The 19,643-nt window shown below is 71.3% G+C and carries 18 protein-coding genes and 2 pseudogenes; 4 read left to right on the top strand and 16 right to left on the bottom strand.

Annotation, left to right across the window (positions count from 1 at the left end; genetic code table 11):
* Positions 1 to 168: 168 nt before the first annotated feature.
* Both CP982_RS05570 and CP982_RS05575 read left to right on the top strand, forming a co-directional pair.
* Complete coding sequence (locus CP982_RS05570) at positions 169 to 1,662, top strand: FG-GAP repeat protein (RefSeq protein ID WP_150509455.1); 1,494 nt, start codon at positions 169 to 171, stop codon at positions 1,660 to 1,662.
* 213 nt (positions 1,663 to 1,875) lie between these two features.
* The gene (locus tag CP982_RS05575; RefSeq protein WP_150509456.1) at positions 1,876 to 2,778 is read left to right on the top strand and encodes a glycoside hydrolase family 16 protein; all 903 of its coding nucleotides are present in this window, start codon (positions 1,876 to 1,878) and stop codon (positions 2,776 to 2,778) included.
* Positions 2,779 to 3,308: 530 nt separating this feature from the next.
* Here CP982_RS05575 and CP982_RS05580 read toward each other — a convergent pair.
* From CP982_RS05580 to CP982_RS05600, 5 genes are all read right to left on the bottom strand, one after another.
* Positions 3,309 to 3,818: an OsmC family protein gene (locus CP982_RS05580; protein WP_150509457.1), complete on the bottom strand. Its 510-nt coding sequence runs from the start codon at positions 3,816 to 3,818 to the stop codon at positions 3,309 to 3,311.
* 92 nt (positions 3,819 to 3,910) lie between these two features.
* On the bottom strand, positions 3,911 to 4,117 hold the full coding sequence (locus CP982_RS05585) for a hypothetical protein (protein ID WP_150509458.1): 207 nt from the start codon (positions 4,115 to 4,117) through the stop codon (positions 3,911 to 3,913).
* 62 nt (positions 4,118 to 4,179) lie between these two features.
* A complete protein-coding gene (locus CP982_RS05590) occupies positions 4,180 to 4,968 on the bottom strand; it encodes an alpha/beta hydrolase family protein (RefSeq protein WP_150509459.1) in 789 nt (262 codons plus the stop codon).
* A gap of 56 nt (positions 4,969 to 5,024) precedes the next feature.
* A complete protein-coding gene (locus tag CP982_RS05595) occupies positions 5,025 to 5,225 on the bottom strand; it encodes a hypothetical protein (RefSeq protein ID WP_150509460.1) in 201 nt (66 codons plus the stop codon).
* Between the two features lie 122 nt (positions 5,226 to 5,347).
* Complete coding sequence (locus tag CP982_RS05600) at positions 5,348 to 6,181, bottom strand: alpha/beta fold hydrolase (RefSeq protein ID WP_150509461.1); 834 nt, start codon at positions 6,179 to 6,181, stop codon at positions 5,348 to 5,350.
* Positions 6,182 to 6,400: 219 nt separating this feature from the next.
* Between CP982_RS05600 and CP982_RS05605 the strand changes: the two genes are divergently transcribed.
* A complete protein-coding gene (locus CP982_RS05605) occupies positions 6,401 to 7,141 on the top strand; it encodes a TetR/AcrR family transcriptional regulator (protein WP_150509462.1) in 741 nt (246 codons plus the stop codon).
* A gap of 36 nt (positions 7,142 to 7,177) precedes the next feature.
* On the opposite strand, the gene CP982_RS05610 is transcribed toward CP982_RS05605, so the two are convergent.
* From CP982_RS05610 to CP982_RS05630, 5 genes are all read right to left on the bottom strand, one after another.
* Positions 7,178 to 8,290 carry an FAD-dependent monooxygenase gene (locus tag CP982_RS05610; protein WP_150509463.1) on the bottom strand — a complete coding sequence of 371 codons (1,113 nt, stop codon included), beginning with the start codon at positions 8,288 to 8,290 and terminating at the stop codon, positions 7,178 to 7,180.
* A gap of 189 nt (positions 8,291 to 8,479) precedes the next feature.
* Positions 8,480 to 8,959, bottom strand: coding sequence for an OsmC family protein (locus CP982_RS05615; RefSeq protein ID WP_150509464.1), 480 nt, complete (start codon positions 8,957 to 8,959; stop codon positions 8,480 to 8,482).
* A 422-nt stretch (positions 8,960 to 9,381) separates the two neighbouring features.
* The gene (locus CP982_RS05620; protein ID WP_229878860.1) at positions 9,382 to 9,960 is read right to left on the bottom strand and encodes an NADPH-dependent FMN reductase; all 579 of its coding nucleotides are present in this window, start codon (positions 9,958 to 9,960) and stop codon (positions 9,382 to 9,384) included.
* Between the two features lie 149 nt (positions 9,961 to 10,109).
* Entirely contained in the window at positions 10,110 to 11,567 is a 1,458-nt protein-coding gene (locus CP982_RS05625; RefSeq protein ID WP_150509465.1) for a benzaldehyde dehydrogenase, read from the bottom strand.
* A 149-nt stretch (positions 11,568 to 11,716) separates the two neighbouring features.
* Positions 11,717 to 12,553 carry an alpha/beta fold hydrolase gene (locus CP982_RS05630; RefSeq protein WP_150509466.1) on the bottom strand — a complete coding sequence of 279 codons (837 nt, stop codon included), beginning with the start codon at positions 12,551 to 12,553 and terminating at the stop codon, positions 11,717 to 11,719.
* A gap of 265 nt (positions 12,554 to 12,818) precedes the next feature.
* Here CP982_RS05630 and CP982_RS05635 point away from each other — a divergent pair, with 265 nt between their 5' ends.
* Complete coding sequence (locus CP982_RS05635; protein ID WP_150509467.1) at positions 12,819 to 13,517, top strand: TetR/AcrR family transcriptional regulator; 699 nt, start codon at positions 12,819 to 12,821, stop codon at positions 13,515 to 13,517.
* 178 nt (positions 13,518 to 13,695) lie between these two features.
* Here CP982_RS05635 and CP982_RS43095 read toward each other — a convergent pair whose 3' ends face one another.
* The 6 genes and pseudogenes from CP982_RS43095 to CP982_RS05655 all read right to left on the bottom strand — a co-directional run bounded on the left by CP982_RS43095 (position 13,696) and on the right by CP982_RS05655 (position 19,225).
* Entirely contained in the window at positions 13,696 to 14,109 is a 414-nt protein-coding gene (locus CP982_RS43095; protein ID WP_308294327.1) for an acyl-CoA dehydrogenase family protein, read from the bottom strand.
* Between the two features lie 419 nt (positions 14,110 to 14,528).
* A pseudogene (locus CP982_RS43100) lies at positions 14,529 to 14,795 on the bottom strand (acyl-CoA dehydrogenase family protein); the annotation flags it as partial.
* A 218-nt stretch (positions 14,796 to 15,013) separates the two neighbouring features.
* The gene (locus CP982_RS42440; protein ID WP_229878861.1) at positions 15,014 to 15,328 is read right to left on the bottom strand and encodes an AMP-binding enzyme; all 315 of its coding nucleotides are present in this window, start codon (positions 15,326 to 15,328) and stop codon (positions 15,014 to 15,016) included.
* Between the two features lie 178 nt (positions 15,329 to 15,506).
* A pseudogene (locus CP982_RS05645) lies at positions 15,507 to 16,571 on the bottom strand (AMP-binding protein); the annotation flags it as partial.
* 163 nt (positions 16,572 to 16,734) lie between these two features.
* On the bottom strand, positions 16,735 to 17,967 hold the full coding sequence (locus tag CP982_RS05650; RefSeq protein ID WP_150509468.1) for an ATP-grasp domain-containing protein: 1,233 nt from the start codon (positions 17,965 to 17,967) through the stop codon (positions 16,735 to 16,737).
* Positions 17,968 to 18,022: 55 nt separating this feature from the next.
* The gene (locus CP982_RS05655) at positions 18,023 to 19,225 is read right to left on the bottom strand and encodes an MFS transporter (RefSeq protein ID WP_229878862.1); all 1,203 of its coding nucleotides are present in this window, start codon (positions 19,223 to 19,225) and stop codon (positions 18,023 to 18,025) included.
* Between the last annotated feature and the right edge of the window lie 418 nt (positions 19,226 to 19,643).

Raw genomic sequence — 19,643 nt, forward strand, 5'->3', positions numbered from 1 at the left:
CCGTGAGTTGACCCCGCGGGACCGGCCCACGACGCGCGGGCGAAACGCGTGCCCCGTACAACCCTGGTACCCCATCCTTGGTCGAACAGGGCGCCGGAGGCACGGAACGGGCCTTTCCGGACCCTCCCCGCGCCGTCCTTCCCCACCTTTCCTCAACGGGAGCCTTTCTTGCGCAAGAACCGTTCGGCCGCGCTCACCGCGGCCTCCTTCCTGCTGCTCACCGGCGCGGGTGTGGCCGCCGCCCCCGCCGCGCTCGCGGGCACGCCGGGCAGCACGCACGCCAACGACCGCAACAGCGACTACAACGGCGACGGCCACGAGGACCTGCTGGTCGGCGCGCCCGGCGCGACCGTCGAAGGGCACGAGGGCGCCGGGCTCGTCACCGTGCAGTACGGCTCGTCGCGGGGCATCGGCACCACCCGCGTGGCCCGCCTCAGCGAGGCCTCCACCGGCGGCGACGGCACGCCCGAGGCGGGCGACGGCTTCGGCACCACCGTCGCCAGCGGCGATCTGAACTCCGACGGCTACGACGACGCCGTGATCGCCGCACCCGGCGAGGACGTCGACGGGCAGCGCGACGCGGGCCGCGTGACGATCTTCTGGGGCACCAAGCAGGGCCTCAGGCCGGGCCTCAGCGACTGGATCGAGGCCGAGGAGCCGCGCGCGGGCGAGCGGTTCGGCACCGGGGTCGCCGCCGCCCGGTTCAGCGGCGCGACCGAGGGCGACGTCCTCGCGATCACCGACCGCGACGAGCTGGACACCTACACCTACGGCGACCAGCCGCACATACCCGCAGACCGGCCGTTCCTGCGGCAGTCGTCCCAGCGCCTGACCGGAGCCGCCGGGGCGCGCGCCGCCGCGCGCCGCGTCGTGCTGCCCAAGTCGCTGACCACCGGGGACTACGACGACAACGGCTTCGCCGACCTCGTGGTCTCCGGTGTGACGGCGGGCGGCGAACCCGGGCACGGCTGGTCGACGTACTACTCCGGCCACGCCGAGGGCCTCACCAAGGAGCGCGAGCTGCGCGGCGGGCCCGTCGCCGCCACCGGAGACATCGACGGCGACGGCTTCGACGACCTGGTGACCGGCGAGCCCGACTCCCCCGACGACGGCGGCGAGACGCTGACCGGCGGGCTCGTCGGCGTCCGCTACGGCAGCGCGAACGGCCCCTCGCCGACGGTGAAGTGGTGGACCCAGGGCACCGCGGGCGTCCCCGGAATCGTGGAGAAGGGCGACCGCTGGGGCGCCGACCTGTCGGTGGACGACACGAACCGCGACGGCTACGCGGACGTCGCGATCGGCGCGCCCGGCGAGGACGTCGGGGCGGTCCGGGACGCGGGCGCGGTGTGGGTGCTGCGCGGCACGCGGGGCGGCCTGACCGCGCGTGGCGTCGCCTCCTGGACGCAGAACACCGACGGCGTCCCCGGGTTCGCCGAGAAGGGCGACCGGTGGGGCGCCCAGGTGCGGCTCGCGGACCCGAACCGCGACGGCCGCTTCGACCTGATCGCGTCGGCGCCGGGCGAGAACGCCGGTGACGGGGTCGCGTGGTTCCTCCCGGGCACCAGGGGCGGCGTCACCGCCGCCGGGTCCTGGACGTTCGGCGTGAAGACGCTGGGAGTGCCCGTCAGCGGGGCCGCGTTCGGTACGGCGGTCGACGAGTAGCGCACGCCTCAGGCGACGGGCCGAGGGCCCGGCCCGTCGCCAGGGTGCCGCGGGCGTAAGGCAGTTGGTCCGCACCGACTGCTGACCGACTGCTTGACGGCCCTATTCCGCTTGCCTTAAACCAAGTAGAGGCACCGCAGGGCTGTGAGCGCTCTCAGCGTTCACTTCCCGACGCTTGATTGTCATGCGCACTCCCCCACGCGAAGCGATGTGATGACAGTGCTTCCCCCCGCGCTCCCTCGCCGTCTCCCCCACGGCCGCCCCCACCGCCTCCCCCTCCACCGACGCGGCGCGGCGCTCGGCGCGCTCGCCGCGGCCTGCTGCGCCCTCGCCGTGGCCCCCGCCGCGGCATCGGCCCCGCCCGCGCCGCGTCCCGCCGCCCTCGCGTTCTCCGACGACTTCGACGGGCCCGCGGGCGCGGCGGTCGACGGCGGCAAGTGGCAGCTGGAGACCGGCGACAACGTCAACAACCACGAGCGGCAGTACTACACCTCCGGCAACAAGAACGCCGCCCTCGACGGCCAGGGCAACCTGGTCATCACCGCGCGCAAGGAGAACCCAGCCAACTACCAGTGCTGGTACGGCCGTTGCGAGTACACCTCCGCGCGGCTGAACACCGCGGGCAGGTTCACGCAGGCGTACGGGCACGTCGAGGCCCGGATGAAGGTGCCCAGGGGCCAGGGCATGTGGCCCGCGTTCTGGATGCTCGGCACCGACATCGGCAGTGTGGGCTGGCCGAACTGCGGTGAGATCGACATCATGGAGAACGTCGGCTTCGAGCCCGGCACGGTCCACGGCACGCTGCACGGCCCCGGCTACTCCGGCTCCGGCGGCATCGGAGCGGCGTACACGCTGCCCGGCGGCGAGGCGTTCGCGGACAAGTTCCACACCTTCGCCGTGGACTGGTCGCCGAACAAGGTCACCTGGTCCGTCGACGGGCGGGTCTACCAGACCCGCACCCCGGCCGACCTCGGCGGCAAGCAGTGGGCGTTCAACAAGCCGTTCTTCCTCATCCTCAACCTCGCCGTCGGCGGCTACTGGCCGGGCGACCCGAACGGCAGCACCGTCTTCCCGCAGAAACTGACCGTCGACTACGTGCGCGTGACCGGCGGCTGACGCCCACCCGCGGCACGACCGGCCGGGCCGACCGAAGTCGCTCCCCGTACGGGGCCGAACCCCCGGCAGCTTGGCGAAGCACCAGCTCCATCAAAGGATGCCGGAGCGTTTTCCCAGTCCACCTCCCACATCAGGTAGCCGGTAGCGTCCAGCGTCGGCTGTGCGCCAGCGCTTGGGCCGCTACTAAAGCGCAGCTCAGGGGCTACTGCGGCGTTGCTAAATCAGGCTTACGGCCCGGCGGCACGTGCGCCAGGCACTCACTGCTGGGTGGGGCGGCCATGCCGATACGCGGCACCGCAGTCCGCCGACGTCGATCTGTAGGCGTCAGCTGCTCGGCACTTGGCAGTGAGCATGCCTCCTGAGGGCGTCGTGACGAGTCACTAGCTCCCGAAGGAGGCGCCGCCATGCCTTGTGCCAGGCGCCACGACCGCCTCGCGGAGGCGTTGGACGCGCCCACGCCGGTGGCTGTGGCGAAGGGCTCCTGCGCCGGAGCGTGATGGTTCGTGCAGAAGGAGGGCTTTGCAGCGCGGTCAGGGGTGAGGCTCGTCGTGGCGGTGCTCTGGCGCAGATGTGGTGGTGATGTGGGTCGGGGAGGTCAGTGTGCGGTGGACGGGGCACTTCTCGGCGATGTCGATGAGCCGCTGGCGCTGTTCGGGGCTGAGGTCTCCTGTGAGCCTGATCTCCCGGGTGATGTGGTCGCCAGGCCCGCCTTCGGTGCGGTCGGCGACCGGGACGCGCTCATGGCGCAGGGACACGGTGACATGTTCCAGCGGCCAGCTCTTGCGCTCGGCGTACATGCGTACCGTCATCGACGTGCAGGCGCCCAGCGCGGAGAGCAGGAGGCGGTAGGGGTCGGGGCCGCTGTCGGCACCGGCCGGCTCGGGTTCGTCGGCGACCAGCACATGGCGCCCGGTGGTGATGCGCTGCCCGTAGGGGCCGACGCCGCTCTCGGCCACGATCACCAGGCCGTCGTCGCGTGTCGTGGCGGAGTCCGGGTGTGTGAGGTGCTGTTCGGCGGTGGTGCTGTGGTTTGGGGCCATGATTTCCTCTTCAACGCGAGACGGTCTGTGGACTGGAAGGGGTCTTTGCCTTTGCCGCGTATGTCGGCGGCTGCGCCGCAGCGGCAGGCATGTCAGGTGCGCAGGGAGCGCGCCCGCGCTTCGCGTTCGGCCAGGACCGTCGTGCGACGCTCAGCGGACTCTTCGACGTTGGCACAGCGCCGGTGCAGGACCGGCTCGCCGACCTCGGTGATGGGCCGGCAGGAGCCACGCAGGGCTTCCGGGGGCGAAGAGCACTCCGCCCGGCCCGTGGGGGCAGCGCCTGCCCGGGGTGTGGTCATGGGTGTGACGCCCTTTCGTGTCGAGGGGTGGTCTGTCGTGTGGTGATGTGCACGGCGCGGTGTCAGGGGCGAGCCACAGCGGCGGGAGTATCGGTGTAGCGGTGGGCCCAGGCGGCAAGGACCGCGGCGGCGTAGTCGGCGTCGGCGCGGTCTGTGAGCAGGTGGTCCGCGTCCGGGAGGGCGATGTAGGACTTGGGGTGGCGGGCGGTGTCGAAGATCTGCCGTGCGTTGTCGACGGCGACGACTTGGTCGGACGGGGAGTGCATGACGAGCAGGGCTGCGTCGAGGGATCGGACGCGCTGGTCCTGCGGCTGTTGGAGGAGGTCTTCGACGAAGTCGCTGCTGACGCGGACCGTGCGACCGGACAGGTGTGCCTCGGCCCGGCCGCGCTCGGCGAGCTGGGTGCGGTAGTCGCCGAAGAGGCGGGTGACGTGCACAGGGGCGGCGGGGGCTCCGATCGTCGCCACCGCTTGCACCTCGGGAACGCGGTGGGCGGCGGCGAGCGCGGCGGTGCCGCCGAGGGAGTGGCCGATCAGGACGGTCGGCGCGCGGTGGTGCTCGCGCAGGTGGTCGGCGGCGCGCACGAGGTCCTCCATGTTGGAGCTGAAGGTGGTGTCGGCGAAGTCACCGCCGGACTGTCCCAGCCCGGTGAAGTCGAAGCGGAGCACCGCGATTCCGTACGAGGTCAGTGCTTTGGAGATCCGGCTGGCGGCGTGGCTGTCCTTGCCGCAGGCGAAGCAGTGTGCGAACACCGCGTACGCGCGGGGCCGGTCCGGTGGGAGTTCCAGGCGCGCCGCGAGCGGGTCGCCGTGCGCGCCGGTGAAGGTGAGAGGTGTGCTGGCCGCGGTCACCGCGTTCTTCCTTTCCTGGTCGGCTGCCCTGGCGGGTGCCGGGCAGCGAGTGCTGCTCAGGCAGCGAGGGCGGCCCGCTGGTGCTGTTGGGTGAGGTCGTGGAGGAGACCTTCAGTGATCTCGTCGCCGGTGAAGGTGCCGGTGTCGTCGAAGCGGCGGTGGGATGGGAAGACGGTGACTTCGGGGTGGGCCCGGCCGGTGTTGTGGGAGTGGCGGCGCAGGCTTCCGGACAGGGCGAGGAAGCGAAGGTCGTGCATGACGGGGTGTCTTTCAGGTCGCGTGAGGCCCGGGAGTACGAGGTGGGAGCCCTGCCCGGTGGGCCGGTGGTTGCCCACCGGACAGGCGTGGTCCGCCCGGTGCTGGCCCGTGGCAGGGCGTGTCAGCGGGTGGCGCGGTAGGCGCGCTTGATGATCTCGGTGACGGTGCCGGGGTGGCTGACCATCACGGCGTGGGAGCTGTTGACCTCGGTGGTGCGGGCGCCCGCGCGCTTGGCCATGAAGCGTTCCAGGCTCGGCGCGATGGCCTTGTCCTGCTTGGCGACCAGGGCCCAGGAGGGGATGGTCTTCCACGCGGCGTTCTTGGCGGGCTCGCCGAATGCCTCCGCCGCGATGGGGCGCTGGGCTGCGGCCATGAACCGGGCGGTGCGGGCCGGGACGTCGGCGGCGAACGCGGCGGTGAACTTCTTCGGGTCCAGGGTGACGTCGGTGCCGGTGCTGCCGTCGGGCCGGGTGTACTGGAAGGTCTGCTGCGGCAGCGCGGGCACCGCCGGGTCGTGGTGCTGCTCCAGGAGGCCACCGAGGGCCTCGCCCTTGTCGGGGGCGAACGCGGCGACGTAGACGAGGGCCTTGACGTCAGGGATCTTGGTGGCGGCGTTGGTGATGACAGCACCGGCGTAGGAGTGGCCGACCAGGATCTTCGGTCCCTTGACGGCCTTGAGCAGGCCCGTGAGGTAGGCGCTGTCGTAGTGCAGACCGCGCAGCGGGTTGGACACCGCCTGGACGGGGAACCCCTGGTGGCGCAGCTGGGATGCGGTCTGCTCCCAGCCGGAGGCATCGGCGAACGCGCCGTGGACCAGCACCACCGTCGGCTTGGCCTGCGTCGATGCCGACTTGGCGGGGCCGGCGTCCGCGTGCACCACGGGCACGGCGGCGGTGATGACGGCCGCCGCGGCGGCGGCGACTGCGGCGGCACGGGTGCGCTTAAAGGTGTTCATGACGTTCCTTCGTTGACAGGGCGGCGAGGCGCCGCGTAGCGAACCAATCAGGAGACACATCCCGCCCTGCGGCGGGGACTTGACACAGGGAGGGCCTTCGCGGGCCCTGCGTGCCGTCCGATGTGGAAGATCCTGCTGCACGACTTACGTTACAGTCAAGCCATGTAACTAAACTTGCTCGGACCGGTGAGAGCCAGGGCTGACGACAAGGAGAGAATCTTGAGGAGCCGCAGGAACGAGACGGCGGGCGGCCGCAGGCGACAGCATTCCGGCCGGGACGGACAGCGCACGGTCGCCTCCGCCTCCGGGCAGCCGCAGATCCCGCATCGCGGCGGCAGGCCCCGCGACCCGGCCGTCGAGGAGGCGATTCTCGCCGCTGCCCGCCACCGGCTCGCCGCCGATGGCTACGCGCGGATGACGCTCGGCGGCATCGCCGCCGACGCCGGGGTCAGCCGTCCCACGCTCTACCGCCGCTGGCCGGGCAAGTACGAACTCACCGTCGATACGCTCCACTACGGCCTGAGCCGCCGGCACGAGAGCCGCCTGCCGCTGGACCTCGACACGATGACCCCGCTGGAGGCGTTCGCCGAAGCCGTACGCCGCCTCGATCCGTGTGACGTCGACCCGTGTGCCATGGCACTGCACGGCACCTTCATGGCCGAGGCCGAACGCGAGCCGGACTTGTTCGCCCTGGTCCGCGAGCAGGGCAGCAAGCCGCGCTGCGAGGAGTTCCTGCGCACCCTGCGCCGCCTGCAGGGCACCGGAGCCGTCCGTGCCGACGCCGACCTCGACGCCGCCGTCACCCTCTGCCACGGCAGTTACTTCGGCGGCTACCTGCGTACCGGCCGGCACACGCCGCACGACCTGGCCGACCGCATCGTCGCTCTCCTGTGGCCCGCCCTGCGTACGAACGTCCTGGCGGAGCCGCGCCCGGCTGGTGGCGGACCTGGCCACGGGTGATCACCCCTCCCGGCCTGACGCCACCCCGCGGCAGTGCTATGGCGCGCCGTGCAGAGGAGCGTGGTTGGCTCGCACAAGGCGTTCCGCGCCGAAGCGGAGGGTGAGGTTGCGCACGGGCGAGGGCAAGTTGCGGGTCCTGTCGCGGCGGTGGTTCTGTTCGATGACCCACTCGATGCGGTCCCTGCGCCGTGCTTGGTAGGCGGCCAGAGCCGTGCTGAGGGACTCGGGGCTCGCCGTGCTGAGCAGGTCCGCCAGCACGAGGGCGTCCTCGAGGGCCATCGCTCCGCCCTGGGCCATGCTGGGTGAGCAGGCGTGCGCCGCATCACCGATAAGCACCACGTGCGGACGTACCCAGTCCGTGACGTCGACGATCTCGGTAAGCGGTGCGAAGTACGCGCCTTCCGCTTGTTCCAGCAAGGAGCGGACCGGACCGGCGAAGTCAGCGAAGAGGGTCCGCCAGTCACCGGCCGGTGGCACGGGATATGCGCTGTTGATGTCGGCGTAGCAGTAGACCAGGTCATGGGTCAGGGGGACGGTCAAGAAGGTACGGCCCCTGCTGCCCAATCGCACGGTCCAATCGGTGCTCCCGGCGTTGCCCGACGTCTGCTCGGCGATGAACCTCCAGCAGACCTGCCCCAAGAAGCGCGGCGCAGCAAGGGAGAACACGGTGCGGCGCACGGCGGAGTTGACCCCGTCGGCGCCGACGACGAGATCGTACGTCTGCTGTTCTCCGCCTGCGAAGGTGACGGTGCCCTCGGTGCTGATGCCGGTCACGGCGGTGGCGAGCCGTATCGGCGTGGCGACGAGCGAGGAACACAGCAGGGCGTGCAGTTCACTGCGGCTGATCGCACGGCAGTCGCCGACCTCGCCCCAGATCCTGGACAGGGGGATCTGCGCCAGGATGCGGCCGCGGTGGTCGAGCATCCGCTGCCGCGTCACTGGGCGTGCCCGCCCGGCGAGCTGTTCACCCAGGCCCAGCCGGTTCAGCACGCGCACCGCGTTGGCAGGTAGATACAGCCCGGCTCCCGCGGAGCGCAGTTCGCCGTCACGCTCCACCACGTCGGCGCTCATGCCCCGGGCTTCCAGGGCCCGGGCCAGGGACAGGCCCGCGATCCCGGCACCGACGATGAGTATGCGAAGTTCTGCCATGCTGAATTCCTTGATCCTTGCTGTGGTGGTGCGGGTCCCGCGCCCGCTCCGGGCTCGCGTGCGAGGCCTAGGCCGCACATGTGGGTGCTGGCCGCCGACATCCACGTGTCGGCGACGAACTTCCGCGCGGTGCCTGGACCGTCAGCGCGGCTCGGGTGTTCAGTGCGGGTGGACACCGCAGCGGCCTTCTCACGGGTGTGCCGGGTTCGGAGTGGTGTTGATGAGCGCGCCCTCGGTGAGGGTGCGGTGCACCGGGCAGTTCTCGGCAGTCTTCATCAGCCGTCGGCGCTGGCCGGCGTCGAGTGGCCCGTCGAGACGGATCTCCTGGGTGATCTGGGAGACCGTGCGGTTCCCGCTGTCGCCCGCGCGGACGCGCCGGTGTCGCAGCGAGACGGTGACCTTCTCCAGGGACCAGCCCTTGCGGGCGGCGTATGCACGAATGAACATGGAGACGCAGGCGCCCAGGGAGGCCAGCAGCAGGTCGTAGGGGCCCGGACCGCTGTCCGTGCCCAGCGGCTCCGGTTCGTCGACGGCCAGGCGATGGTGACCGGCTCTCACCTGCTGGCCGTAGGGGCCGAACCCGTTCTCGCTGACCACGACGAGCCCGGCCTCTGCTGGGTCTTGCGCTGAGGTGCTCTGCTGCTGGGCGGGGGTGTGAGGTGCGGGCATGCGGGGTCTCCCGAGTTCGAGCGAGGGGGTGGGTGGTGCCCGACTGACCCACTCGGCCAGCAGCCGAGACGAACGCGCTGTCCCGCCGCCCAGTGAGCGGGTGGTCCCCCTCGACGTCGAGGGGGACATGCTGTGGGCGAAGCCACCGCCAGCCGGCCAAGGCCGGTGAAGTCCGGGCGCAGCATGGTGATGCCGTGTGCGGTCAGGGCGTTGGAGATCCGGGCCACGGTGTGGCAGTCCTTGCTGCAGGTGAGGCAGCGCATGCGGAGCGCGTACGCGTCGGGGCGGGCTCGCCCTCTCCGGGCGCGCCGACGGCGGCGTGCCCGGAGGTCCCGGGGATGAGGGCGCTCTGGGTTCGTTCACCACAGCCTGCCCGGTGGCTTCTTCGGCCAGGGTGGGGGCGAATCGGTGTCGGGGTGGTGTCAGATGGCATCGGCCGGGGCGTGGAGGTCGGTCAGGGTGACCAGTTCGGCCAGCAGCGCGCGCAGCAGGCTCTCGGTGATGTCGTCACCGCTGAAGGTGCCGTCGGCGTCGAAGCGCCGGTGGGACTGGAAGACGGTGACCTCCGGGTGGGCTACGACGGGGGCCTGGATGCGGTGCAGGATCTGGCGCAGGACGAGCTGGCCGCGGGCGGTGCCGAACTGCGACGGTGAGGCGCCCAGGACGGCCACGGGCTTGTGGCGCAGGGCGTGCTGGCCGGTGGGGCGCGAGAGCCAGTCGAGGGCGTTCATCAGCACGCCGGGGATGGCGGAGTTGTACTCGGGGGTGGCGATGATGACGCCGTCAGCTTCCCTCACGCGGCGGCGCAGGTCGGCGACGGCGGCGGGTTCGGGCCCCTCCTCGAGGTCCTCGTTGAAGAAGGGAAGCCGCCCCAGCCCCTGGTAGAGGTCGATGGCCACGCCGTGGGGGGCGAGGTTCTGCACGGCGCGCAGCAGGCCGGTGTTGTGGGAGGAACTGCGCAGGCTGCCGGAGAGCGCGAGGAAGGTCAGGTCGGACGTCACGGAGAGCCCTTCAGGGGATGCAGGGGCGGGCTGGAGAACGGGTGGGCCGGTCCGGCACCAGGGGGCGGGCGCCGGACCACCGGATGCGCGGCCGGAGGCGTGCGCCCGCAGGGCAGCGGGCGCACGCGCTCAGGCCGACGAGGGCTGTGTCACATCGGGTAGACCGGCTGGGAGGCGCGGACGGTGATCCAGCGGGTCTCGGTGAAGGCGTCGATGTTGGCCTCACCGCCGAAGCGGGCGCCGGTGCCCGACCAGCCGACGCCGCCGAAGGGGATGAGGGCGTCGTCGTTGATGGTCTGGTCGTTGATGTGCACCAGGCCGCTGGGGATGCGCTCGGCCAGCTCCAGGCCGGTCATGACGTCACGGGTGAGGATGGCCAGCGAGAGGCCGTAGGCGTCGTCGGCCGCCAGCCGCGCAGCCTCGTCCAGGGTGGTGAACGTCCGCACGGGCACGACGGGGCCGAAGACCTCCTCCGCGTAGGCGGGCGCGTCATCGGGCACGTCGACGAGGACGGTGGGGCGGTAGAAGAGGTGGTCGTAGGTGCCGCCGGCCAGCAGCCGGGCGCCGGCGGCGATGCTGGCGGTGACCTGGGCGTGGATGGTGTCGCGCTGGTGGGCGTTGATGAGGGGGCCGAGGTCGACGTCACCGGCGGCGGGGTCGCCGACGGTGAGCTGCTCGGCCTTGGCGGCCAGGCGCGCGGTGAACTCCTCGGCGATGTCGGCGTGGACGAGGATGCGGCCGGTGGCCATGCAGACCTGGCCCTGGTTGAAGAAGGAACCCCAGGCGACCGTGGAAACCGCGCGGTCCAGGTCGGCGTCGGGGAGCACGATCATCGGGTTGTTGCCGCCCAGTTCGAGGTGGGCGCGCTTGACGCCGCGGGCCGCCGCCTCGCCGACCTTGCGGCCCGCTCCGGTGGATCCGGTGAAGGAGATGACGCGCACGTGCGGGTCGTCGACCAGCGCGGCACCGGCCGCACCGCTGCCGGGAAGCATGGTGAGCACGCCCTGCGGCAGGCCCGCCTCCTCGAAGATCCGCATGATGGTGACGCCGCCGCTCACCGCGGTGCGCGGGTCCGGCTTGAGGACGACGGTGTTGCCGAGCGCCAGGGCCGGGGCGACGGACCGGATCGCCAGGATCAGCGGCACGTTGAACGGCGAGATGACACCGACGACTCCGGCGGGCATCCGGCGGGTCATGCTCAGCCGCGGCTCGGCCGAGGGCATGACCTGGCCGATCGGGTGCGAGCACAGCACGGCCGCCTCGTAGCACTCCTGTACGGCCTGGTCCGTCTCGAAGACGGCTCTGGCGCGTGTGCTGCCGCTCTCGCGGATCAGCCAGTCCTGGATCTCAGGCGCGGCCTGGGCGAACAGGTCACCGGCCCGCCGCAGTATGGCGGCGCGCTCGGTGTGCGCGGTGGCGGCCCAAGCGCGCTGGACCTCGGCGGCGCGGGAGGCGGCGTGGGCGATGTCGCTGGCGTCGGCGGATCCGATGTGTTCCAGGGTGTCGCCGGTGGAGGGGTTGACGACGGCCGTCTTACCGCCGGAGGCCTCCCGCCAGCCGTCGATGTTGATCTTTCCGGACCACAGGGCAGGGTCGAGCAGAGACATGGTGTTCCTCGGATTTCTCAGTCCGCCGCAGGGCGGATGTGTGCAACTTCAGTGAGGCAGGGGCTGCTCCGCCCGGTGGTCCGGGGGGTACCACCGGGCGGGCGCCGTCCGCGCGGCTGCGGGGGAGGCTTCCGCGCGGAGCCATACGGTCAGCGGGTGGCGTGGTACGCCCGGTTGATCACATCGCTGACGACGTTGGGGTGGCTGACCATGACCGCGTGGGAGCTGTTGACCTCGGTGATGCGGGCGTCGGCGCGCTTGGCCATGAAGCGCTCCAGGCTCGGGGCGATGGCATGGTCCTTCGTGGCCACCAGCGCCCAGGACGGGATGGTCTTCCAGGCGGCCTGCCGGGCGGGCTGGCCGAAAGCCTCCACCGCGATGGGGCGCTGGGAGGCGGCCATCAGGGCCGCGGTCTTCGCAGGCACATCGGCGGCGAACGCGTCGGCGAACTCGGCCGGGTCGAGCATGACTTCGGTGCCGGTGCTGCCGTCGGGCCGGGTGAACTGCACGGCCCGCTGCGGCAGCGGCGGGACGCCCGGGTCCGGGTGCTGCTCAAGGAGTCCGCCCAGCGTCTCGCCCTCGTCCGGAGCGAAGGCGGCGACGTAGACCAGCGCCTTCACGCCGGGGACGTCGGCCGCCGCGTTGGTGATCACAGCGCCGCCATAGGAGTGGCCGACCAGGATCTTCGCACCCTCGATGCCCTGGAGCATGCCCTTCAGATACGCCGTGTCATAGTCCAGGCCCCGCAGCGGGTTGGCCACCGCCTCAACCCCGAAGCCCTGGTGCCGCAGCCGGGCGGCGGTCTCCATCCAGCCGGAGGCATCAGCGAAGGCCCCGTGGACCAGCACCACGGTCGGCCTGGCCGCCGCCTCCTGGTCCGGCGCCACTGCGGGCGCCGACGCCAGGGAGGCCAGAGAGGTGACGCGCGCCGCCGTGGCCGTACCGGCGATGGACGCAGCGCGGGCCGTGTGCTTTTCAGTGCTCATGAGATTCCTTGCAGATTTCGTTCGGCAGGTGCCGGAATGGATCACAGGGTGCGGCCGGCCCGCTCTGGAAGAACCGGGCGTGGGCGAGGGCCAGGGACTGCTGCCCGAGCGGGACGCTGACACGTGGCGCGCTCTAGGAGTGGGGCGCTGTCCGGCGGGACAACCATGCACTACAAGTTTCGTTACAGTCAATGTCTGGAATTAAACTGCTTCGGGAGGCCCGGAGCTGGCTAGTGTGGATGCCAACAAGGAGGGACAACACGCTGTGAGCAGCAAGGACGAGAAGAGCGTCGGTCGCGCCCACCGGCCGCGGCGCACGGCCGGGACGAAGACGCGCACCGCTGCGCCGGAGCGCACACCGCACCCCGGCGGCCGACCGCGGGATCCGGCGATCGAGGAGGCGATCCTGCAGGCCACGCGCGTGCGCCTGGCCACCGACGGGTATACGCGGATGACGATCGGCGACGTGGTGGCGGACGCCGGAGTCACGCGCCCTACCCTGTACCGGCGCTGGCCGAACAAGCACGACCTGGTGGTGGACGCGCTCCACTACGGCCTGCAGAAGCAGCGCGAGGCATACCCTCCCCTGGACGTGGACTCGATGGCGCCCCTGGAGGCGTTCACCGAGGCCGTCCGGCGCCTGGACCCCCGCTACCACAACCAGCGGGCGATGGCGCTGCACGGCAACTTCATGAGCGAGGCCGAGCGCGAACCGGCCCTGTTCGAGCAGATGCGCGAGCACGGCAACAAACCGCGCTGCGCGGAGCTGCTGGGAACCCTCCAGCGGCTGCAGGAGGTCGGCGCGGTGCGCACGGACGCCGACCTCGACACCGTGGTCGCCCTCTGCTTCGGCAGCTACTTCGGCGACTACCTGCAGACGGGAGCGAGCACTCCGGACGACCACGCGGACCGTGTGGTGGCCGTGCTGTGGCCCACCATCAGAGCGCAGGAGCATGACGAGTAGCCTCCGGCTGGTCGGGTTCCCACAGGGAGTGGGAAGGTCAGGGTCAAGGTCATGGCGGCTTGTGAGGACGGGGCGGGCGCAGCAGCCGTGAGGCAGGGGCCCAGCAGGGCCCTCGTATGCCCTGGGCGGCTGCGGGAACGGTCCGCGCCTGTCCGTGAGGGCTGTGCCGCAACGCTGCCTACAGCAGGGCCGCGTCTGTGGGGATGCCGAGCAGGATGCGCCCGGTGGTCTCCCAGGTGGCCGGGCTGACCTGGATGTGGGCGGTGGCGGTGGCCGCGTCCCGGAAGCGGCGCTGCAACGGCGAGTCGTCGTAGACGGCCGACCCGCCACCGAGGTCGTACATGGCCCGGACCACGTCCGCGGACGTGCGAGCGGCGTGGGTGGCCGCCAGACGCAGTCCGGTACGCAGGTCCAGCGTGACCTCACCGGTGTGCGCGGCGTGCCAGGCGTCCTCGATTTCTCGCTCAGCGGGCGACGGGATCCGTAGGCGATTTTGCGGCCCGCGAGGTCGCGCAGGTCGTCGATGGCTCCGCGGGCGTTGCCCAGGGCGGCCGAGGCGACGGCCAGGGCGAAGTACCCGAAGATCGGGAATCGGTAGAGCGGAGCGTCGATCACCGGGCCGTCCGCCAGGGACAGCGTGTGGTGAGCGGGCACGAACACGTTCTCGGCCACGACATCATGACTGCCCGTTCCGCGGAGTCCGGAGGTATGCCAGGTGTCGTCGAGGATCCGCAGCTGAGCGGCCGGGATGGCGACGGTGTGCACTGCCGGGGCGCCGCCGTCGCCTCCCCGGCTGTCGTCCAGGAGGCAGCCGCCGAAGAAGTAGTCCGCATGCGTGATGCCACTGGCGAACGACCAGCGGCCCGAGACGATCACCCCTCCGTCGACGGGGCGGGCCGTGCCCTTCGGCGCCCACACGCCTGCCGCGATCGAGCGCGGGTCGCCGAAGATCTCGGCCGCGCCGTGTGCCGGCAGGTAGGCCGCGAGCAGGCTGGTGGTCACGGCGATGGCCACGCACCAGCCGGTGGCGGCATCGCCCCGCGCTATCGTCTCGGCGGCGGCGAGTGCGTCGGCGGGCGGGGCCTGCGCGGCCCCGAGGCGTGCGGGCGCTGCGGAACGCATCAGGCCCGCACCCCGGAGCTCGGCGAGCACGTCTGGCGCCAGACGCCGGCGGTGCTCGGTGTCGGCGGCCGCGGCCTGCGCCCGCCTGCGGATACGGTCCGCCGTGTGCCCCAGGCTTTCCGGGGCCGGGTCGGTGCGGGTAAACGAACTGGTCATGGGGTCTGCCTTCGACTGACACAGGGACGGCACACAGTGAGCCGCGCCGAGATCGCTGTACGGAGTTGAGTGGTGCAGGGCTCCCTTGCGGGCGCCCTGGTCGGCATGGCGCCCTTCACGGGCGTCGATCGCTGGCCTGCGCCCGCTACCGCCGGGCACGCAGCGGGGTGGCTCGCCTGGGGCGCTTGCGTCCGCCTGGGCCCGGCTGTTGGGTGGCCCTACCCGCGGGCGGTCAGCAGGCTGGTGCGCAGGGCCTTCTTGTCGGTCTTGCCGACGGCAGTCCGCGGCAGGGAGTCGGCTATCGAGTAGGAGGCCGGCGTGTAGAGGTCGCCGAGTGCGTCGGCGACCTCGCGGGTCAGCTGGGCCAGGTCCGGGACACAGGAAGGGTCGTGGGGCACCAGGACCACGTGCACGGTCTCCGTGTCGTCGTCGCCGGGCAGTCCGAGGGCGGCGGCGTCCTTGAGCGCGGGGTGGGAGGTGAGGAAGTCGTCGAGGAGGCGGGAGTAGACATTGTCGGCCGTGCGGCCCGTCACGATGATGTCCCGCGCGGTCGATGAGGTACAGGTAGCCGTTCTCGTCTTGGCGGGCGATGTCCCCGCTGCGGAACCAGCCGTCGGCGTCGAGGACCTCGGCGGTGCGTTCGGGGTCTCTCCAGTAGCCCTCCATGACCATGGGACTGTTGACGTACAGCTCGCCGGGGTGCCCCACGGGCACGAGCTTGCCGTCCTGGCCCCGCAGCTCCACCTCGACGCCGGGCCCGGTACGCCCGCAGCTGGCCAGCAACTCGGGCCGCCGCAGGTCGTGTTCGGCGGGGCTGAGCTGAGTGACGAGCCCGCTCTCTGATGCCGCGTAGATCTGGTGCAGCACCGGGCCCAGACGTTCGATCGCCTGCCGCAGACGGGCAGGGGACACGGCGGCGCCCCCGTACTGGAGAGTCCTCAACGCGGGGAAACGGCCGGGCAGGCAGCCTGGATGGTCCAGCAGCTCGTACAGCATCGGTGTCACTACGATCATTTTGCTGATGCGCTCGCGGTCCATGACGGACAGGGCCGTGGCGGCGTCGAAGTCCTCCAGCAGGACGATGGTGTGGCCGCTCAGGGCGCTGGTCAGGAACGCGGCGTGGCCACTGGTGTGCGTCACCAGCGTGCATATCAGCATCGCCGGGTCGGCCGGCGCGTCGGCCGCGTACGTCTCGGCAATCCGCAGGCAGTTGTCGTAGTAGCCGCTGCGGTGCACGACCAGCTTGGGCAGGCCGGTCGTGCCGCCCGTGTAGAGCAGGGTTGCCAGGTGGCGGCTGTCGGCAGCCTCGTGGAGCGAGAGAGCGCCCGTGCTGGATGCTGCTGCGAGGAAGTCGGGGGCAACCGGTGACGCGCCGATACTGAACGCATGCGGAACCTCCACCTGCGAGGCGATCTGGCGGGTGCGGTCGTCGAAGGCCGGGTCGGACACGAGCACCTTGACGTCCGCGCGGCGGATCAGTGCTTCGAGTTCGCTGTTGCCGGGCTCCGGCGGCACGAACACCATGCGGCACCCCGCGAAATGGACGGCCAGCTGCAGCAGGAGGGCCTCGGGAGAGTTCTTCACGAACAGCGCCACGCCGTCTCCGCGTGCCAGCCCGCTGTCCCGCAGAACCGCCGCGAAGCGCAGGACCGTGGCGGCGGCCTCGGTGCCGCTGATCCGCCGCGCTCCGGCGACGATCGCGTCCCGGCTGCCGCGGGCCGCGAGCCGGTGCAGCACCGTGACGGTGTAGTTGTCGTGGGCAGTGACCTTGTTCATGATCCTTCTTCGTGCTCTGCCACGGTGGCGAGGAGGGGTGGGTCCGGTGGCGTGGGGGTGAGGCCAGGCGGCAGGACGTCGTTGAGTGAGGCACCGCTCGGACTCACCGTGCGCTGCGGCGTCTGGGCCGGTAGGCCGCTGCTGAACGTGCTGTGTCTCATCGTCAGCTGGTGTAGATGCCTTCGCGCTCCCAGGCGCGCAGGGTGTCGTAGTCCTCGATCAGCTCTCGGCGATTGCGGGCCGCGAGGTAGGCGAACCCGGGCGAGGTCAGCATGTCGCTGGTGGGGGCGAGGTGCTGGCCCGGGGCGAAGCCGGGAAAGACGGCGATGACGCTGGGGAGTTCCGCGATCTTGGTGAGGGCGTCGGAGTTGGCGGGGCCGGGCTGGTGGTTGATGAAGTCGACCCACCGCAGCACCGGACCTCGGCCCAGGGCGGGGGTGTTGCGGGCTTGCAGTGAGGCGGGGTCGAGCACGGCGGTGACGGCCAGGGCGGTTTGGGAGGGGCCGAGGTGGGCGTCCACCACATCGGGCCCGGTGGCTCCGCCCAGGCGCGCCCCGGTCTCGATGAGCACAGGTCCCCGGGAGGTGAGCATGACTTCGGTGTGTGCGGGCGTCTCGGCGATACCGAGCGCGTCCAGTACGGCACGGACGTAGGCAAGGAGCACTTGCCCGTCGCTGCCGGCGGGGTCGACCGGCTCCTGGAAGTCGTAGATGGGTGCGGCCGACGGGCCAAGACGTTTGGTGTATTGCCAGATCTCGGCGACGTGGTGCTCGCCGCCGGAGGAGACAGTGTTGATGCAGTACTCGGTTCCGTGCAGGCGTTCCTGGACGAGCACAGCCTCGTTGGGCTCGCCGAAGATGTTGACGGTGTCGAAGATGGCGGTGGCGGCCTGGTCGACTTCTTCGGCCGAGCCGCAGAACGTCACGCCGTCGGTGCCGGCGCTGGCCAGGGGCTTGACCACCGCCTCGTCCAAGCCTGATGCGGTGAACCAGTCGGCCGCGGCGCGGACGGAGTGGGCGACGGTGGTGTGCGGGGTCGCAAGTCCTGCGGCCTGGACCGCCTGCTGCATAAGGGACTTGTCGCGGCGGGCGGCGACCAGCGCGGGTTCGTTGGTCGGCAGACTCAACGCGCTCGCGACCATCTCCGCCAGCTCGACGCCGGTTTCGGTGCCGGCCAGCACACGTGAGACGTGCAGGCGCGCGAGCTCCCGCGTGAGGTCGTCGAAGTCGCTGGTGAAGCCCAGGTCGAGGACGTAGTCGTCAGGGTTGAACGAGCGCAGGAGGAAAGCGCTGGTGTCCGGCTGGCTTCGCACGTGGATGCATGCGACGCCCGCTTGGGCAAGTCGCTTGGCCAGGGTCGCCCCGGTGGAATACCCGTCGACGATCGCTACCTTCATGGGTGCTGTTCCTCTCGTGATGCTGTGGGGTGCGGAAAGGGTGGCTGGCGCAGGGTCAGTACGGCACAGGACGGTGCCCGGCGGGCTCTGCTGTGTCTGCTGTGTCTGCTGTGCGCAGGGTGCGGGAGAGAGGCACGCAGGCCAGGGCCCCGAGGACGGCGCTTGCCACCAGCAGGCCGGCCACCAGGGGGCGGCCTCCCGCGGTGAGGGCACCGGCGACGGCCAGCGGGGTGAGCGAGGCGATCGCGCCCGCGACACTGAGGGCGGCCTGGTAACGGCCGATGGCACCGGCCGGGGCGGCCGTCGCGACGAAGGCACCGGCGGCGACGCTGTAACAGATCTCCCCGGGCACCATGAGCACCGCCGCGGTGGCGTAGCCCACGATGGTGTGCTGCAGTGCCGCCAGCGCCATGGCGGCACCGAGGATCAGACTGCCCGCGGCGAGCACCGGGCCGATGGGGTATCGGACGCGGTCATCGCGGCCCACTAGGAGGCGGGTCAGAGGCGGGCTGAGCAGCAGGACCGCAGCCGAGTTGGCGAGCATGGCGGTGCCGTACGCGGACGGGGCGAGGCCATCCGCGCTCATGACCAGGGGCAGGACGCTGATCAGGCCGTAGGCGCAGGTCGTCGCCGCGATGGCTGCCGCCACCATCCAGCGCAGCCGGGCGTCGGAGATGATCTGTGCGTAGGTGACGTGCGCCTGTTCGGCCCGGGGCGCCGCGCGCCGGCCGGTCAGCGTGCGGCGCACCAGGAGGGCTGCGGCCACGCTGGCGACGGCGTTGAGGGCGAACAGGAAGCGGTAGCCGTGGGCCTGGGCCACGAAGCCGCCGACGCCGCCGCTCAGCGAGATGCCCACGTTGGAAACCCAGTAGACCCAGCCCTGGGCGCGGGTGCGTGCTCCGTCGTTCGTCAGGCGTTCGTTGATCTGCGCGGAGACGGCCGGCCTGTGGACGTCCATGGTGCAGCCCAGGCAGAAGGCGAGCAGCATCAGTGTGTTGAGGCCGCTGGCCACGGTGAGCCCGGCGCAGACTGCGGCGGCCAGCAGCAGTCCTATCGTGCACGCGCTGCGGGCACCGAGCCGGTCCGTCATCGCCCCGCTGGCCAGTTGCCCGACACACCAGCCGACCCCGAAGAGCGTCAATGCGGCGCCTGCGGCGGTCGTGCCGTGTGCCGCGCTGATGGAGTAGCCGAGGAAGTCGTAGGCGAATCCGCAGGCTTTGACCAGGAAGGTCGTTGCCAGGAGGGCGGTGATGACCACGCGGGCGGACGGAACGGAGGCACTGGATGGTGCGGCGGCAGGGCGGGGTGCGGTGACCGTCATGACGAGGGGCCTGCCTTGCCGGGCAGTGTCACGCTGCCTGTCGCCTCGGTCGTCGGAACGGATGGGTGCTGAGCCTTCATTACTTGCCCTTGTCGGATGGCGTGAGAGCCGGGAATGCGGATACGAGGCCCTTCGTGGAGAGGACCTGCAGGCCGGGGCACCGCTCCATGATCTGAGCGGACGCGGCCCGGTGGATCAGCCGAAAGACGAACTCCACCAGCGCCCGGCTCGGCCGATCGGCTGATGCCGGGACTGGTCGGCGCACTACAGGCACGGGGCCGGGCCGGATATCGCGATGGTGGCCTGCCGTGCGCTAGGGCCTGTCCGGTGGGTCGGCGTGGAGCAAGGAGCGGCG

The sequence above is a fragment of the Streptomyces spectabilis genome (genome assembly GCF_008704795.1).
GTDB lineage: Bacteria > Actinomycetota > Actinomycetes > Streptomycetales > Streptomycetaceae > Streptomyces > Streptomyces spectabilis.

What these genes read in the sequence shown, in the direction of transcription:
- CP982_RS05575 (WP_150509456.1), top strand. Translation starts at nt 1,876, where the DNA reads ATGACAGTGCTTCCCCCCGCGCTCCCTCGCCGTCTCCCCCACGGCCGC.
- CP982_RS05580 (WP_150509457.1), bottom strand. Translation starts at nt 3,818, where the DNA reads ATGGCCCCAAACCACAGCACCACCGCCGAACAGCACCTCACACACCCG.
- CP982_RS05585 (WP_150509458.1), bottom strand. Translation starts at nt 4,117, where the DNA reads ATGACCACACCCCGGGCAGGCGCTGCCCCCACGGGCCGGGCGGAGTGC.
- CP982_RS05595 (WP_150509460.1), bottom strand. Translation starts at nt 5,225, where the DNA reads ATGCACGACCTTCGCTTCCTCGCCCTGTCCGGAAGCCTGCGCCGCCAC.
- CP982_RS05600 (WP_150509461.1), bottom strand. Translation starts at nt 6,181, where the DNA reads ATGAACACCTTTAAGCGCACCCGTGCCGCCGCAGTCGCCGCCGCCGCG.
- CP982_RS05610 (WP_150509463.1), bottom strand. Translation starts at nt 8,290, where the DNA reads ATGGCAGAACTTCGCATACTCATCGTCGGTGCCGGGATCGCGGGCCTG.
- CP982_RS05615 (WP_150509464.1), bottom strand. Translation starts at nt 8,959, where the DNA reads ATGCCCGCACCTCACACCCCCGCCCAGCAGCAGAGCACCTCAGCGCAA.
- CP982_RS05625 (WP_150509465.1), bottom strand. Translation starts at nt 11,567, where the DNA reads ATGTCTCTGCTCGACCCTGCCCTGTGGTCCGGAAAGATCAACATCGAC.
- CP982_RS05630 (WP_150509466.1), bottom strand. Translation starts at nt 12,553, where the DNA reads ATGAGCACTGAAAAGCACACGGCCCGCGCTGCGTCCATCGCCGGTACG.
- CP982_RS05650 (WP_150509468.1), bottom strand. Translation starts at nt 17,967, where the DNA reads ATGAAGGTAGCGATCGTCGACGGGTATTCCACCGGGGCGACCCTGGCC.